Source organism: Cuniculiplasma divulgatum (genome assembly GCA_031200235.1).
Classification (GTDB): domain Archaea; phylum Thermoplasmatota; class Thermoplasmata; order Thermoplasmatales; family Thermoplasmataceae; genus UBA509.
In genome coordinates, this window is sequence record CP133595.1 from 1,498,481 (window position 1) to 1,514,282 (window position 15,802).

Annotated in this window: 15 protein-coding genes; 3 read left to right on the plus strand and 12 right to left on the minus strand. The window is 45.3% G+C overall.

Going from position 1 to position 15,802, the window contains the following annotated elements; genetic code table 11:
• The first annotated feature begins 59 nt into the window (after positions 1-59).
• On the plus strand, positions 60-317 hold the full coding sequence (locus RE469_07920; GenBank protein WMT44123.1) for a hypothetical protein: 258 nt from the start codon (positions 60-62) through the stop codon (positions 315-317).
• On the opposite strand, the gene RE469_07925 is transcribed toward RE469_07920, so the two are convergent.
• From RE469_07925 to RE469_07975, 11 genes are all read right to left on the minus strand, one after another.
• Positions 314-928: a metalloprotease gene (locus tag RE469_07925; GenBank protein WMT44124.1), complete on the minus strand. Its 615-nt coding sequence runs from the start codon at positions 926-928 to the stop codon at positions 314-316. The two genes, RE469_07920 and RE469_07925, sit on opposite strands and share 4 nt — an antisense overlap.
• Positions 929-4,621, minus strand: coding sequence for a hypothetical protein (locus RE469_07930; GenBank protein ID WMT44125.1), 3,693 nt, complete (start codon positions 4,619-4,621; stop codon positions 929-931).
• 369 nt (positions 4,622-4,990) lie between these two features.
• A complete protein-coding gene (locus RE469_07935; GenBank protein WMT44126.1) occupies positions 4,991-6,646 on the minus strand; it encodes a type II secretion system F family protein in 1,656 nt (551 codons plus the stop codon).
• A 5-nt stretch (positions 6,647-6,651) separates the two neighbouring features.
• Positions 6,652-8,271: a type II/IV secretion system ATPase subunit gene (locus RE469_07940; protein WMT44127.1), complete on the minus strand. Its 1,620-nt coding sequence runs from the start codon at positions 8,269-8,271 to the stop codon at positions 6,652-6,654.
• 9 nt (positions 8,272-8,280) lie between these two features.
• A complete protein-coding gene (locus RE469_07945; GenBank protein WMT44128.1) occupies positions 8,281-8,952 on the minus strand; it encodes an ATPase domain-containing protein in 672 nt (223 codons plus the stop codon).
• A gap of 2 nt (positions 8,953-8,954) precedes the next feature.
• Positions 8,955-9,407, minus strand: a complete 453-nt coding sequence (locus RE469_07950) for a flagellar protein G (protein ID WMT44129.1) — start codon at positions 9,405-9,407, stop codon at positions 8,955-8,957.
• A complete protein-coding gene (locus RE469_07955) occupies positions 9,407-9,826 on the minus strand; it encodes a flagellar protein F (GenBank protein WMT44130.1) in 420 nt (139 codons plus the stop codon). Before RE469_07955 ends, RE469_07950 begins: the two co-directional genes overlap by 1 nt.
• Positions 9,816-10,517, minus strand: a complete 702-nt coding sequence (locus RE469_07960; GenBank protein WMT44131.1) for a FlaD/FlaE family flagellar protein — start codon at positions 10,515-10,517, stop codon at positions 9,816-9,818. Before RE469_07960 ends, RE469_07955 begins: the two co-directional genes overlap by 11 nt.
• Positions 10,507-10,995, minus strand: a complete 489-nt coding sequence (locus RE469_07965) for a flagella accessory protein C (protein ID WMT45653.1) — start codon at positions 10,993-10,995, stop codon at positions 10,507-10,509. Before RE469_07965 ends, RE469_07960 begins: the two co-directional genes overlap by 11 nt.
• A 30-nt stretch (positions 10,996-11,025) precedes the next feature.
• Positions 11,026-11,742: a flagellin gene (locus RE469_07970; GenBank protein WMT44132.1), complete on the minus strand. Its 717-nt coding sequence runs from the start codon at positions 11,740-11,742 to the stop codon at positions 11,026-11,028.
• Between the two features lie 114 nt (positions 11,743-11,856).
• The gene (locus RE469_07975; GenBank protein WMT44133.1) at positions 11,857-12,381 is read right to left on the minus strand and encodes a gamma carbonic anhydrase family protein; all 525 of its coding nucleotides are present in this window, start codon (positions 12,379-12,381) and stop codon (positions 11,857-11,859) included.
• Positions 12,382-12,655: 274 nt separating this feature from the next.
• Between RE469_07975 and RE469_07980 the strand changes: the two genes are divergently transcribed.
• A complete protein-coding gene (locus RE469_07980; protein WMT44134.1) occupies positions 12,656-12,985 on the plus strand; it encodes a ribbon-helix-helix domain-containing protein in 330 nt (109 codons plus the stop codon).
• 24 nt (positions 12,986-13,009) lie between these two features.
• Entirely contained in the window at positions 13,010-14,635 is a 1,626-nt protein-coding gene (gene pheT / locus RE469_07985; GenBank protein WMT44135.1) for a phenylalanine--tRNA ligase subunit beta, read from the plus strand.
• Here pheT and RE469_07990 read toward each other — a convergent pair.
• A complete protein-coding gene (locus tag RE469_07990; GenBank protein ID WMT44136.1) occupies positions 14,625-15,779 on the minus strand; it encodes a hypothetical protein in 1,155 nt (384 codons plus the stop codon). The two genes, pheT and RE469_07990, sit on opposite strands and share 11 nt — an antisense overlap.
• Positions 15,780-15,802: the final 23 nt, after the last annotated feature.

A 15,802-nucleotide genomic window follows, 5' to 3' on the forward strand; every position in this document is an offset into this window, starting at 1 on the left:
CACTCAGCATCATTTCATGAAGGAACGATAAGATAATTTCGTCTTTGGCATACAGAATCATGGATAATGTCTATGCCATATTTGCCGACAACAATGGCAAAGTCAGGGAAAAGCTTGAAAATAACTTTATCGCATCCCAGAATCCACTGTATATTGGTATCATCCTGAAACCGTCACATGGTGCCTGGATCAGGATGTCAAGAGCAAGAACTGTGGTGCTTGAGATGGAAGGAAAACCAGGAGAGTTCTCAATTCCATACAGGATAGAAGTCGGGGAGAACAGCATCTTCTTCCTGAAGCCCAGGGAAGATGCTTAAAGGATTACGAAACCAACCAGGACAGTCATGAAGATAAGCACTGCAAACACTACAGCAAATGTCCTGAAATCCCATCTCATTACCTTTGCCCCATCCAGAGGGCCTATTGGAATCATGTTGAATGCCCCCAGATAGAAGTTAAGGTAACTGATCTCCAGTATTATGCCGCCAAGTCCCCTGATCAGGATGCCCACCAGGGAAAGAAGTAGAAACACAAAGCCTGCCAGCATGTTAAATCCGGGGCCGGCAAGGGCAGTCTTTCCTATTTTCTCATTTCCGTAAACACCTGCAATGTTGACAGCTCCCGGGGCAGCAAGGATTACACCGAAAAACGATGTTATGAGCGCCATAAGGATTCCGATGGGCCAGAGCCTGAATTCTGCCCATCCCCCGTAATTCCTAGCCACCTGCCTGTGTGAAAGCTCATGCCCCAGAAAGGCGATTCCCACAGCTATAAAGCTTACAATTATGGTTCTAGCGGCAACCAGTGCCGGCACATGATAACCGCTGTCAGCGAAGCTGGCAATAGAGAACGCAAATCCTAAAACAAGAAGGGCAAGCAGAATATCCTGGGTTTCTCTTTTCATGTTTCCAAAGCCGTAGTAGTTCAATCAGATTCCTCTTTCCTCATTCATCCTGGAAATGTATTCCATTAGCGTAATGACATCCAGTGCCTCAGATATGCCAATCTGAAGATAAAATGCAACGTTAAGCGGTTCCTGCCTCACGTTATCCTTTATTGCCCTCTTGAGGAGCCTGAGAAGAACATCATTCTTTGTCTGTGCATGCCTTGCGATGTCCATCTGGTCGTGAATGTAGATGTACAGATTCCTGGCTATTATGGGATCTCTTCTGTCGAGATTGTTGAATATCACAGCAATTGTCATGTCATTGATGTTATCCAGCGGATAGTTCTTGACCGCCTTCTGAATTACATCACGGGAAAGAACCTCATATTTTTCCTCATTTATGTCAAAATAGTACTCTCTGCTGTCAAGGAAGGCGAAAACATCCTCAATCTTCTCAATGGGTATATCTGCTTTGTAAAATGCCTCCTTCTTGTCGAATTTTTTCTTGGCCTTGTACTCCACCTTCAGTAGCCTGCTGACGTATAGCAGAGTTTCCACAAATTCTTTCCTTGAACGGAGGTCCTCCATAAGTTCTCCGTGGATATCCTTTTTCAGAAGAGTCCCCTCATAGCGGCTCATGATCTTTTCTGCCATGTCAAAGTCGTCGGTCTCTATATAACTCCTGATAACGTACTGAAGACTCTTATCATCAACATATTTTGGGTTTGTCTCATAGAATTTTCTTATTGCCTCATAGTCGCGGTCTTCGTAGTACAGGCGGAGCAGAACATTCACTATGTCAAGGCAATTTGCGAATTCTTTACAGAAACGCAGGCTCCGGAGAATCAGCTCAATTGCGTCCGTCCTTCTGCCGGTTCTGACCAGAATGTCAGAATACATTCTTACAGTATCAAGGTCCCCTGGCTCATTCCTGTTCAGGTTTCTTGCAACCTCCAGTGCAAGTTTCGTATCGCCGCTGTCAAAGGTCTTCCTGGCAATGAGCTTGCCCAGCCACACAAAACCCTCATTGGAATATATCCTCACAATGAGGTCTCGAACGTCCCTGTTGTACCATAGTGTCTCAACTGCAGCTTTCAGGATTTCCTGGTCCTCCTGCCTTTTGAACGTAATTCTTTTCAGAAGTGCCAGGGCCTGTGGTATCTGTGAGGTCTTCTGGTAAAGCTTCAACTGAAGCAGATCGTTCTCGTTTTTAGACAGGATATCCTGTGCTTTTTCATACTGTCCTGCCTCAATGAGTGCATTCAGATAACCGGGGATGGTCAGGGGGTCAACACCCATCTGAATTGCCGCGTCGCAGTGGTTCAGAGCCTGATCGTATTTTCCCATGCTGTTCAGGACACCTGCCAGAAGTATCTCTATCTCTGGAGTCCTGTTCTCCGTTTCAAGATCGCCCAGGAACTGTAAAACCTCGTCAGGTTTTCCTGCATCCTTTAGCATGGCCATGTGCAGGTCAATATCCTGGCTATTGAACTGCCTGGTGCGGAACAGCATCTGTGATTGCTCAATGGCATTCTGGAGATTTCCGCTGTGCCTCAAAACATCCCGCCTTATCCTGAAAATCCAGGGGTTATGGGAGGTTCCTGACCCTATATATGAGAGGAAATCCGAAGCCATTTCCCAGAATTTGTTTCTGTTTATGAACGAATGGAATCCTCCCAGATCCATCATTTCCAGAGAACCCAGTGATACAAGCTTCTCTGCATGTTCACGTATTTTTTTTGTTTCACCGTAGACCATGTCAAGTTCCACCGCCAGGATTAGAAAATCACAGTTCAGAAGCTTGTCAAGAGATGCGTCTGCGTTCTTCCTGGAAGATGTATAATCTCCCCTCTGGAAATCAATCACTGCCATCAGGTAAAGATAGAAAGGATCCTTCTGGTTTGAAGCAGCCCTGACCAGTTCCCTTTCAGCCCGATCCAGTTTCCCGTTCCTGATGTAAGTTTCTGATATGGGAAAGAGATATTTCGTGGAGTCCATGATCTCTTCACCTATTTTCCCCTCCATGGCCTGCTGGATCAGGTCAACCGTAGCCTTTGCAGACCTGAAAACCTGTTTGGAAAGAGCATTTAGAAGGTCATCCGGCATTTTACGACCCGAAGAGACGTAAAACCAGGATTTTATAAATGCCAGGGCAGTGGAAGGATACCTCTCAAGGAACTGCCCATCTATGCTGCTGTAATCAGAGGGGACTCCCCTCAGGCGATCGGTGATAATCTTGAGAGCAGCAGATTCCTCACGATGGAGTATGATGAAGCTTTCAAGTTCCTTGAGAATCTCCTCAACCCTGACGTTGAAAAAGACTGAATCCAGGACCAGTGGATTTCCAGCATACTCTGGGATGGATGACAGGGCTTTGATGGCTTCATGCTGCCGATCCATATAAAAAAGAGAAGAAATGTAAAACTCCATTCTGGACTGCCTGACATGCTGGTACCTTTCCATGAAAGAAAGAACCTGATCGTATTCTCCACGCTTGAAAAGCAAATCCACAATGTAGGTTGCATGTTCATCAGAGTTGGGATTAATCTTCAAAATCTCAAGGGCTGTGCCATATGCGTCATTTGTGTTGTTAAGTTTTATCAGAGTCCTGAATTTCATGTTCAGAAGATCCAGGTTACCCGGGTTCGTGATCAGGCCTTCAGTTATATCCTTAAGAGCCTCACCAAACATTGATTTCTGTATTTCAGCATCAATTTTCCTTGAAAGAAAGAATGGATCAGAAAATATTGCGGAATGTGTTTTTGACAGTTCCAGGAATTCATCCATGAGTCCCTGGGAATAAGCAATTTCAAGTGCAGTTCGCGCCAGTTCCGGGCTGTCATCATTGCGTTTCAGGATATCCTTGATTATTTCATAGGCTTCCACTTTCTCTCCTGATGAAAGAAGAATCTTCACCTTCTGTCGAAGAAGCTGATCATTGGATTTCCGGAAATTCAGAGCATTGTTTATAACATCAAGCGCAGTCTTCCAGTTGCCCAAAAGTAACAGGGAATCCGTTACCACAATTATGTCATCTATGTCCTTGAGATCGCTGAAATCAAACCCCTCCAGGAAACTTGTTCTATCGCCTTCCCCAGTTCCAATCAACTTCAATCCCAGTATGCGAAGCCAGGTTTCTTTCCCCAAATGATCAGAGATAATTTTCAGTGCCTCCAGTGCTTTTGGATCATTCGTGGACCCTGCATACTCAAAAACTATGGATTTTGCCTCAGTGGGGTCAACCAGTTTCCAATCAATTGACTCAAGAAAACCATTACGCAATATGCCAGATCTGCTGTAAGCATGGGCCAGCAGCACTTGATTCCGAATGTCGGTTTCTGCAATCTTCTCAAGAATTGGCAGTTCACTTTCAGGAATGGACTGTGGTGAAAATGCATTGATTATGCGCTCGGTGTCGCTGGGCGAGCCGCCATCTAAAATGGATGAGCATTTTTCCAACAGGGGTAGAAGCAACTCTTTATTTTCTGCGATCTTCTGAATGTTAAGGATGAGAATTATTGAATCAGCAGTGGCTGACTTGCAGGTTTCTTCCAGATAATGCTGGATTGATTCCAGAAGGCTGCTGGTGATCTCAATGCCTGAGCTTCCTTCTGCAGTAAGGTAGGGTGTCACAATCTTCAGCAACTCCGCCGGAGAGGTGTTCGCAGTACCGGCATCCAGGAAAGCCTGCTCAAGCAGTTTCACCATCTTTCTCTGTGAAACTCCATCTGCCATTTTCACACTACATTCATAATTCTATATTATTATTGTTGTCATTTGCAGTTTTTCACAGCTGAAAACGGTGGATTTAGCATTTGCCAGTGAGGAGTCTCCATTCTCAAGACAGGGAAAGAAGACGTGCGACAAATTATCGTCTTCTCAGGGATATAGGGAGCCTGCAGGAAGCCATGGCTAAAAGGTAGGTTAAATTATTGCTTTATGCGTGACTGCATCCACAAGGTCAGATGGCCCAGCATGAATGACATGGTACCTTCTGGCCCGTGAAAATTCAGGCTGATGGAGATTCCACAATAAACATCTGAAGCTGGCAGTTGCTGCGAAAGCCTGGAGGTGAGGCCACAACTGCATGCCTTTAAAACCAGCTCAAATGGCTCCCCCAAGCATGATGGAAGTCAGGTAAAGGGTCCCATACATCACAAGTGAGATTATCCAGGTCATTATGACAAAGTGGTGGAGACCGTGAATCACCCGGCCACCATCTGCAAATTTAAGTGCTGTTCCAGCTATGAATGAATGCAGCATGAGTATAACAACAAGGAAAACCTCGATCATTAAAATTGATGAGGCAGGCTGTGAAACAAAGATTCCAAATGAATTAAGCGAAGAGACATTGAACGTGGCGAACACCTTGTTGATTATTTCCAGTACACCGAAAGATATTGCAAGAGAGAAAGCCAGGCCGCCCGTGATGCCATATAATACACCTATGTAACTGCTCACTGAGGCATGCCTCCTCTTTCTCAGCCTTATGACCCTGTCGAAATTGTCGGCAACCACTGCACCAGCTTTGGCAGCATCTGCACCAAGATCAATTGACTCAACAAAGCTTTCTGAAAAAACCTCTATGAGATGCGACCCTGTATCCGCACTGAAATATTTCCATGCCCTGAGGCTGTCAATCCTGTATGCGAGCCTCCTGTAGAGGTTTCGTATATCCTGCGTCAGCGTCCCGAAGTCGTGAAGCACAATGGACTTCAAGGCATCTATAACCATGTTTCCGCGAGCAGATGCTGATCCTGAAAGTGATCTGATGAAACTCCCGAACATTTCATCCTTCTTCAGGACTATTTTCTCAGCCTTTGAACCTATGTATCCCGGGAAGAAGAACGGCGTTATTATTATTGCAACAGCAATGTAGAAGGGCATGGCGAAAAATAACCTTGTTCCCAGAAGTACTGCTGCTAATGCCACAGAAGATACTGAAGCGTAGATGAAGACTCTCCTGATCTTCAACTGAAGGGGAGTTTTTATCCCGGTGTCATGCCAGATTGGGTCGTTTGGCAGAACCATCTTTATTCCATAAACCAGCATGGATTCACCAAGTATTATTGTAATGAGGCTCAGGGAAAGCACAGAGAGTATGTTGATTTTGATGAGCACAGGCATAATCATGATAAAAGTGATCATGAATGCAAATGCCAGAAGGAGTGAGATGTACATATCCTTGTAAAGGTCGAAGGTGTAAAGTGACGATATGTATGTGGTTTCAAAGTTATTCATCACTGTCTCCGATTCATTCTTGACGAAATCTTCAAAGTCCTGACCGCTGTTTATGGCATGGCCAAATCTTGCCAGGAAATCTTCAAATACCTCACTGGGTACCTTGGTGGAAACAAGCATGGCAGCTTCGGACAGCCCTCTTTTCCAGTTCTTGACAAGATTCACAAGCCTTGCGATTTCAAACCGTATCCTTCCAAGCTTTTCCTTCCTGGAAATAATCTCAAGCAGGTCTATACGGTTGGCCGAACTCACTGCAAGAGTGGCGAACGCCGTCATGAAGTACGGTATGTTTGAATTTATATCTGCCTTGGCGGAATCCCTTTGAATTATTGGGCGCAGTATGGTGAAGAACATAAGGCTGGCTCCAACAGCTGCAAATATCATGAAGTATATGCTGACAAATATGTTGTAAAGCATGAATCCTGCAGCAGTAACCAGCGTTCCAGCAACGATAACTGCAGTATCGCTCTTCTTGAACTCGATCCCTGCAAGAAGCTTAGAATTTTTAAACGTAACCATTTCCATCACCCGTACATTGGAATCGCATTGGGTCCCTTGAGGTAGAATGTCTTGATGAGATCAAACACCTTGTAGTACGATGTTATGTTGTTCCTAAGCATGTATTCTATAATTTTTGCCCTTTTGAAAAGCTCGTCATAGATCACTTTGGGGTCAGCCATTCCGGCGGTTGCAGCAATTCTCTTCTCAAGTATGTAGCTGTTGTTGAGCCCTCTGAATACGTGCTGGTCCGTTGTTGCGTCCCACTGGAACACCTGCTTGGTGGATACGCCACCCAGCTCCTCATAATAACCTTCGATTTCGTTTATGCTGGTTGTTCTTCTCAGGAATTTTCCATTTACGTAGACTGCCTGCTGTATCAGGGCAATATTCAGGTTATCCATGAAGGTTACCGGTATGTTGATTGGAGTTCCCGTGAACCTCTGTATCATCTTTCTCACTGACGCAGCATGGAACGTGGATATGACTGGATGTCCCGTCTGCATGGCCTGGAAGGCCATGGATCCTTCAGCACCTCTTATTTCACCTACAATTATGTAATTTGGCCTGGACCTGAGTGCGGTTTTCAGAAGATCGAAGAGGGTAACACGGCTGTCCTCAGCGCCCCTCTCCCTGGTGACAAGCTGCTGCCAGGCATCCTGTGGTGCCCTTATTTCAGGAGTATCCTCTGCACTGAATATCTTGGAATCAGGCCTTATGAAAGGTATCATGGCATTCACGACTGTGGTTTTGCCGCTGGCAGTCTCCCCGCATACGAAGACGCTTTGCCCATATTCCAGTGCCAACCACAGGTAAGCTGCTTCCTCTGCAGACATGGTGTTGTATTTCACAAGCTGTACAATACTGATTGGGATATCTGCAAACTTTCTTATTGTGAAGCTCGGCCCTCTGGCAGATACATCACTGCTGTAAACTATGGAGAGCCTGGAACCGTCCGGGAGAGTTGCATCAACTATGGGCACCTTGTCGGAAACGGGTCTTCCTACCCTTTCGCTGAGCCTCTTGCTGTATATGGCCAGGCGGTCATTGTCGCCGAATGTTATCCTTGCCTTGATGGATCCGAATATTTTGTGCACTATGAATATGTCATTGGCCCCGATTCCACTGATATCTTCAATGTGTGTATCTCTGATGAGAGGCTCCAGGGGACCAAGGCCAACCACATCCTTCTTTATGTTATAAAGGAGCTTTTCCTTAAGCTCAGGCCTGACTGTGGCACTCATCCCCTTAACTTTGTTGGCACTTCCCACGCTGGTAATCCTGTTGTATATGTCCTCAAGGTTTTTTTCCAGAATCTCCTCGGATTCAGGTGGAGGATAATTTGCAGCGAAGTTCAGTATGATCATCAGGACATCGTCCATGAACTGCTGCTCTTCAATGGTTAAATCCGGCTCTATTGGCTTGTATATCCTTGCCCCGTTATCCATGTAAACATGAATGAAAATAGGGTCTCCCACAGGGTATATTATGTCCAGCGCCGTCACATCTCTCAGGGAATTGTCCGGTACAGGAACAAATGTTGGAGTCCTCTGGGCACTTATCCTGTAATTGTTCAGGTATTCAGCAAGATGCGGATTCCTTTCCACGGCAGTCTGAAGATTGTCTGATGTCACATATTCTACCATTTATTCACCTCACGATACACTGGATATTTCAACTATCAATCCCCTCCCTGGTTCTATCCTGAATGGTATAGCCTGTTGAAAGGATTTAAGGGCCATGGGGAATTTCATAAGGTCAATCACATGTTTCCTCTCGCCGGCCAGGTCTCTTGAGTGCAGGCTGATCACGGTTGTGGACAGTTCCCTTATCTTTACCAGGCTTGCCGGATCAATATCGGACGGATTTATTGTCACTATGACTATGCGGCCCTCGGAAAACTTCCTGAGGTGTGTGAAGTACTCAATTATATTGAAATCCTTGAACATCCCTGATTGCAGAGAATCGATTATGAGAACCTGCTTTGCCTTGAGTTCATCGAGGCTGAGTAGTTCTTCCAGCTTAGCCCTCCGTCCCCTGCGTAAGAGGAAGACCGATGTTATGAAGGATATCTGGTCAGCCAGTATCTCATTGAACATGGGGTATCCAAGAGATTCAGCTTCCGAGATGAACTCCCTTATGGGGAACTGGGAGGATATGTAAGCTATGGAGGCGTTGTGCTTCAGCATGCCGTAGGCCAGTCTGAGACACAGAAGTGTCTTGCCTTCCCCGCTGCCACCCTCTATGGTAATTATCTGGCCCACGTAAAGGCCTCCACCCATCCTCCTGTCCAGTTCATCCCCCGGAAGCGTAAAGTTGAGATACATGATCAAACCTGAATCTGAAATTCGAAATTCTTTGTAACACCGTTGTTCAATATTACGGTAAGCTGGTTGTAGCCGGCTGATATTGTGGTATTCACCACTATTTCGCCCACCTGGGCAGGCATTAACTCTCCATTACCACCAGGTGTTGTGAAGGTCACTGTATTACCTGTAAGCATGGTGCCATTTATCAGCACCGACACAGATCCGTTGGTAAAGAAGAAACCCGCCTCACCCGTATTCTTGACGTAGAAAACATATCCGTCATGGTAAGGGATCTGGCTCGGATTGTTGATTATTTCAAAGTCCGTCTGTATGGTGCTGGAAGTGCCCTTGGCCGAATCCTGCATGCTGAGGGCAAGATGTGAGGTCTGGCCGCCAAGTACCCCCACCACAGCCACGCTGAGTATCAGCGTTGCTATGAAGAATATCATCTCCGATGTTCCCATTGATGCCATTAAACTTTTACCTCCAGATATTTTTCATAACCTGTGTTGAACACGATCTCCACACTGTATTCCCCGGCACTCTGGCGGAAGGTTATGTTTCCGCTGGCCAGTGGAAACAGGTACTGCCCTGAATATGTGAAATTGGCCACAGTTCCGTTTATAAGTAGATTTGATAATCCCATATTCAACCCTACTGAGCCAGTATTTGTCAGATTCACCGTTACATTATACGAAGTACCGGATGGCCTGACATAGTAACCAGTCACATTGACTCTTGAATTTTCAAGGTCGTAACTGTGTGTATTGAAACCTTGCTGAGCACTGTTAAGCTCAGTGTCGGCATGAACGTAATCAGAATAAATTACACCAAAAAAAATGAGGGAAGAGCTTAGCAGAACTGCCACAGCTACAACGTAACTAAATCCCATATAGTTCGTCCACTCCCTTCTTCAACATCCTGAAGTCTCTTTCCAGAGCTTCGATCAGGTCTCTTGTTATCTCTCCTCCATTGAGTTTCTCGATGAAGAGCATGGTGACAATGTGGTCCTGTATTGTTGGCTTCACCTTGTATTCCTGGACTGGTGTTATTATTCCAGTCATCTTGGTGAACTTTATCATCTGTTCCTTGACAGATGCTGAAATCCACCCGATGCTCTCGTAATAGTCCAGGACGTCCATGGTATTCTCAGGACCGTAGTTGTCAAGCAGGAATTCCAGCCATCTCAGCGCTACCATGAGAGAAATCACATCGTCGCCCACTGTTTCCAGCTTGGCTTTACGATGTGCCTTCCACGGGTATCTCGCTGAGGTGGCACTCACATCCTGTTCAGGGTTCTGTGGCTCTGTCACCTTCTTCTTGTTGTTATCACCGGAGAGAAGTTTCTCCACGTTCGATATCTCCTTGAAAAGGCTGTCCACCTTTCCCAGGAGAGAGTTCTCCTTGCTTTCACTGTACCTTTGTTCCAAATTGTTAAAGAGGGCTTCTATGTCCGATTTTGAGAATTTTGTTGGCGAGTTCAGCACTTTTTGCTTAAGCTCCTCAAGGACGAATTTTGGTATGGCTTTGTCTGCAGAATCGATCTTGCTCTGCAGGAAACTCTTCAGCGCATCATTGATCATTGTCATCCTCCTTTCTGTCTATATCCGAAATGACGCTGTCCAGATCGGGCACTCCGTAAAGTTCTCTTAGATCACTGATTGCACTGGTAACCAGGCCCTCTAGATCCTTGATCCTTTCTCTCAAAGTGTCCGTGATCTCCTTGATTTCTTCCGGGGTTGTATCCATGAAGGGGTTGAATTTCTTGGACACCATTTCATACAATGATACTACCATTTTAACATTCTCCTTCAGTGTTTCCAGCTCCGTGTTCATCTCGGATATGTTCCTCTTTACGCCATCCATGGAGACTCCCAGTTTGCTGAGTTCATTCTCCACGTTGCCGATTCTGAGGTTTACGCCGTCAATGAATTTCGCATCGATGGACTGTCCCTGTGTCGGTTGTGCTGTGTTCTGAACGGTTTGGGGTTGGCTTGCTACGTTGACTGTGGTCCCTTTCTTCTTCTTTCCCAAGCCCTTAAAGTTGTCAAAGAGACCCATTGTGATCACTGAAATAAGAATGGAGCAGCCTTACTGAAGCTGCACCACCGCACTTGTGAAAGCCACAGGTGTTGTAAAGTCAATGACTGCTGGGGATCCTACCTGCGGGGTCACCTGCCCAGTAACTGTCTCTCCCTGTGCTATTCCATTGCTACCGAAGACTGCTGTGTTGTTTATTACCAGTACGACTTCAGAACCGTATGTCAGAACGGGATGTGCCTGCGTTAGTGATCCACTCGGGTTGTGTATGACTGCAACTCCAAACTCATTTCCGTTCAGCACTCCTCCCCAGGTTGCCTTTGATGCTAGGCTTACCAGGTTTGAGCTTCCAGTCTGTGTGGCCGACGTGAAGTTATCGTGGTATGTCAGTGATGCTGCATGTCCCTCGTAATACAGGCTTACGGTTGAATTCCCGAGGTCAACTGCTGAGCCACCAGTGTTAACTGACAGGTATATCAGTGTGTAGTTCAGAGTTCCAGATTCTGGATTTGCCGTATTGCTGTCAAACCCTATTATCTGTTGAATTGCCAGACCGCTGGATACCTGCGCGGTTGTCTGCTGCCCAGTGCTCTGAGCAGTCTGCTGCAAGTTTCCGGCAGTATGTATCAACACAGTAGCTGCCACTGCTGCAACCAGTACCATCGCAATAAATACGATGAGGGTACCGATTCCCGTCTCAGCCCTATTGGCCTTAAGGCTGAATACTTTCTGGAGCTTTTTAGCTCCCCTATATAGTGCTCTATTCATTAGACACCTCAACAGTGCTGAGGCTCTGAGTTCTAATAGGCGTTTTTTGCACAAAATACGATATCTTATGGAATCAGTATCTATGTAGGTGAAAGTGTTGGTTATATGGTCAATCTAATGTTTCTCAATTTCTGATCCGCGTATTATTTCATACTTTCCCTGGAGATACCCCTCCCTCAGATTGAAATAGGCAAGAGCATTGAGCTTCGCGTATTCCAGGAGCGAGGAATCATTGCTCCTCTTGACAGCACCAGGTATGCCTGCCACCAGAGACTTTTCAGGAACAGAGAAATTCTGAGTCACAACCGAACCGGCAGCTATCACGCTCCCACTTCCTATGCGTGAACCATTGAGTGTGATGGCACCCATTCCCACTATTACGTAGTCCTCCACTATGGATCCATGAACAATTGCGTTATGTCCAACGGACACATGTCTGCCGATTGTTGTGGGATAATCATCATCAGTATGCACTGTCACGTTATCCTGTATATTTGAGTTGTCGCCAATAATGATTCTGTTCTGGTCACCTCTGAGAACAGCATTGTCCATTATGGCCACGTTGTCCCCTATCATAACGTCACCAATCAGTGTCGCTGAGGATGCTATGAAACATTTCTTTCCAATGGAAATTGCCATAAACAGTTATCTTCAGAATTCTATATAACATATGCGGCCACAAATCCCTCATCCAGATGAAGTGGGGGCCGTCGTTACCTGCAAAAATTCTGGAACTGGACGGATCTTCGCCCTCATAAAAAACACAAAATGGTGCGGATCTGAGAATTGAGCAAAGAATCCATGCAATATCCTGTCATAGATAACTTTATATGATATATTTAAATTGTCAGACGATTGTATGATCAATATTGCATGCAATGCTTGATTGAATCATACATCTATGGTGAGATCATTGTCGGTACCGTACAGAATTACAGTAAGGGTGTCTAAGGATACCATGAACCAGCTTGAAGAATTGGTTGAAAATTTCCAGTATGAAACGGTATCTGATATAGTGAGAAGGGCAATCGATGAATTTATAGAGAGAAATTACAGAAAGGGACCAACGGCAAAGATAGACCTAGTGCTGCCAAAGAAGGTAATGCAGGATCTTGAATCAGACTTAAACCAGGGGTCGGCAATTTCTCTGGACGATCTTATACGGGTGATTCTCAGGGACTATACTCTCAGCAGAATAAGCAAGGAGATCAAGGAAATTTCCAAGGAAGAGAACATTAAATAACTTTCCAGAGCATCATGAAAGCCAATGGTAGTAATACGGGCTGAAGAGAAGTTCATAACCGAAACTTTTGGAAACGACTTCATCGGGAGAATATGGGATTTCTCTGGAATAATTGGATATACTCCGGAAAGAGATGGTAACGAAATTAAAGTTGAATTCAATCCAGACAGGCCGGACCTTTTTTCCTTCACAACGCTTGAGTCTGCTATATCCTGCTATTATGACGGAAAGAAGACAGGACCAATAAAATACAGAAATGGCAAAATCGTCTTTTCAGTATCCGACGAAGCCGTTCAAATGAGGCCATTTGTAACATCCTTTGAGGCTGTAGGAACGGCCATTAGAAATCGCTTCAGGGACCTTATAGACTTTCAGGAGCGGGTTCACCAGAGTATTGGCAAGAACCGAACCAAGGTGTCAATAGGAATCCATGATATGAGGAAGGTAGTTGCTCCTCTTCGGTACGTATCCATGGATTCAGAGAAGCTCAGGTTCACTCCTTATGACGGTTCCGCAGAAATGTCGGCAATGGAGATACTCAGCCAGCATCCAAAGGGAATTGAATATTCAAAGCTCCTCCCGGACACCAGGCATGTTCCAGTTATCATGGACTCAAGGGACAGGGTACTTTCAATGCCACCAGTTATCAACGGAAATGTTTCAAGAGTCAGTGAGGACACGGGGCATTTCTTTGTGGACATCACGGGCACTGATACAAGGTCAGTTGCTCAGGCGTCACTGCTTCTTCAGTATTTCTTTCAGAACTCTGGGTTTTCAATAGTGATTACGAAACAGTATGGAGGGATGGATTTTCGCTCCATTGCCGGAATGGATGGGCGATCAATTGAGATAAATGTGCCAAAGGCAGCAAAGATACTTGGTGTGGAAAGCATTCGAGAGGAAGAAATATCTGATGCCCTTCTGAAAATGGGTTACATTAAATGCGACCCCTCTGGCCATAATTCAGGCTTGGATGTAACTGTTCCAGGAAACAGGATTGATGTGATGGGGGAAATGGACATCATTGAAGACATTGCAAAGGCCGTAGGCTATGACAGCATAGTTCCGGTTGTTCCTGTTCTGGACGTGATTGGAAGCAGCCGCCCCGATACGGTGTTGCGAGATAGGATACGCGAAATTTCAATTGGATTAGGTTACCAGGAGGTGATGACGTTCGTGGTGACATCATCAGCCTTCTATGAGGGGGTGCACAGGGAAGATGGCATTGCTGTGCAAAACCCCAAAAGTCTGGACTTCAGCGTAGTCAGGGACAGGCTGCGCCTGAATATTCTGGAATTTTTCAGAATAAACAAGAGACGGTCATTGCCCCAGAAAGTGTTTGAGATTGGTGATGTGATCGTTAATGGAGTACAGAAAACTTCACTCTGCTTTGCAATGATTTCTTCGCGATCAGGATTCTCAGACATAAAGCAGCCCCTCGAGGCTCTTCTACAAAGGTTTGGCCAGACTATTGAAACCATACTTCCAGTAAATACAGAAGAATTCATTAAGGGAAGATCCGGAACAATAGTAATTAATGGAAAAAAAGCAGGGGTAATTGGCGAAATAGATCCGGCAAGCCTGCTGAAATTTGACCTGGCAAATCCAGTATCCGTCTTTGAAATAGATACCACTGCCTTCACTGGGTAGTTTCAGAGTATCCAGAAAATTTGTAAAATACCTTATCCGCTTGGGAAGAAGATATCCTTATCCCAAGCTTTCGGACTTCATCGGGATCGATGGTTGTACTCCTGAAGTTATAGCTTGCAAGGGATTCTTCAATGAGTCCACTACTGCACCCGGTGGCTCTGGCAATGTATCCAACTGACCTTAACCAGTCATCAGTGTTCCTCAGGGATAATGGAGCTGACATGTATTCTGTGAGGATATGACGAAGCATTGCGCCTTCCCTTTTAGCGAACTCCATATTTGACGAAAGGGCACAGCACGGGAAACCATCCAGAACCTCATGGTAGGTATGGGTCAACTTGTACTCTCCAGCAGAAACAAGCTCACTCAGGAAAGGCTCCCAGATGGCAATACTACAGCATTTTCCATTGACAAAATCTTCAATTCCCATTCGTGGATCTAAAAAACCCTGTGTTTGTGGGTAATCTTTCATGAATTCCATCACAAGAGATATCATTGTAGAAGATTCTGAGGTGAGGATGCAATCTTTGCAGTTATGATCCGATTTGATTATGCCTGATCCCCCCGAGGAAACGCCCATGAGGATGAGCGTATTCCCGTTGATAAGAGAAAAATCCACAGAGGGAAGAGTTGGAACAAGTGATAGCTCTAGCGTACCGTAATTAAGGTCCTCGAGCGCTCTTATTGCTGAATCGTACTCAATTGGAATGATTTCCATTTCCCTTACTCTGGCCTCTCTTATTATGTGGGAGAGAACTGGGACATATTCAGATGATCTTAAGAAACCGACTCTGACAAGACCTGGTACTGGACCCGGGTAAAATTTCCTGTCATATATCCTCCACGTGTTTGCATTTTTAATCCTTATTATGGTTAACTGGGTTTCCAGAGATTTTATAAGTTCGGAGCAGTAACTTCTGGAGATGGAAAGTTTCCTTTCAAGTTCGGACTGCGTTACTCCGGACGACCCACCCCTGACAATTGCCCTGGATATTCTTGCAATGGTTTTCGCCCGGGCAGTTTTACGACCCTCATTTTTCAAATGTATCTGAATACCCATGTAAGGGATATAGAAAATTGTTATTCTGTCCTTAAGAAAATCAGGGAACGATCTTCCGATCAGTTTTTTATATATTGTTTCCATTAGTGCTCTTCAGGTACGACTCC

Excerpts from the sequence above, each read along its gene's own strand:
- RE469_07930 (WMT44125.1), bottom strand. The coding sequence starts at position 4,621 with ATGGCAGATGGAGTTTCACAGAGAAAGATGGTGAAACTGCTTGAGCAG.
- RE469_07965 (WMT45653.1), bottom strand. The coding sequence starts at position 10,995 with ATGGGTCTCTTTGACAACTTTAAGGGCTTGGGAAAGAAGAAGAAAGGG.
- RE469_07970 (WMT44132.1), bottom strand. The coding sequence starts at position 11,742 with ATGAATAGAGCACTATATAGGGGAGCTAAAAAGCTCCAGAAAGTATTC.
- RE469_07945 (WMT44128.1), bottom strand. The coding sequence starts at position 8,952 with ATGTATCTCAACTTTACGCTTCCGGGGGATGAACTGGACAGGAGGATG.
- RE469_07950 (WMT44129.1), bottom strand. The coding sequence starts at position 9,407 with ATGGCATCAATGGGAACATCGGAGATGATATTCTTCATAGCAACGCTG.
- RE469_07975 (WMT44133.1), bottom strand. The coding sequence starts at position 12,381 with ATGGCAATTTCCATTGGAAAGAAATGTTTCATAGCATCCTCAGCGACA.
- RE469_07955 (WMT44130.1), bottom strand. The coding sequence starts at position 9,826 with ATGGGATTTAGTTACGTTGTAGCTGTGGCAGTTCTGCTAAGCTCTTCC.
- RE469_07920 (WMT44123.1), top strand. The coding sequence starts at position 60 with ATGGATAATGTCTATGCCATATTTGCCGACAACAATGGCAAAGTCAGG.
- pheT (WMT44135.1), top strand. The coding sequence starts at position 13,010 with ATGGTAGTAATACGGGCTGAAGAGAAGTTCATAACCGAAACTTTTGGA.
- RE469_07940 (WMT44127.1), bottom strand. The coding sequence starts at position 8,271 with ATGGTAGAATATGTGACATCAGACAATCTTCAGACTGCCGTGGAAAGG.
- RE469_07990 (WMT44136.1), bottom strand. The coding sequence starts at position 15,779 with ATGGAAACAATATATAAAAAACTGATCGGAAGATCGTTCCCTGATTTT.
- RE469_07960 (WMT44131.1), bottom strand. The coding sequence starts at position 10,517 with ATGATCAATGATGCGCTGAAGAGTTTCCTGCAGAGCAAGATCGATTCT.
- RE469_07935 (WMT44126.1), bottom strand. The coding sequence starts at position 6,646 with ATGGTTACGTTTAAAAATTCTAAGCTTCTTGCAGGGATCGAGTTCAAG.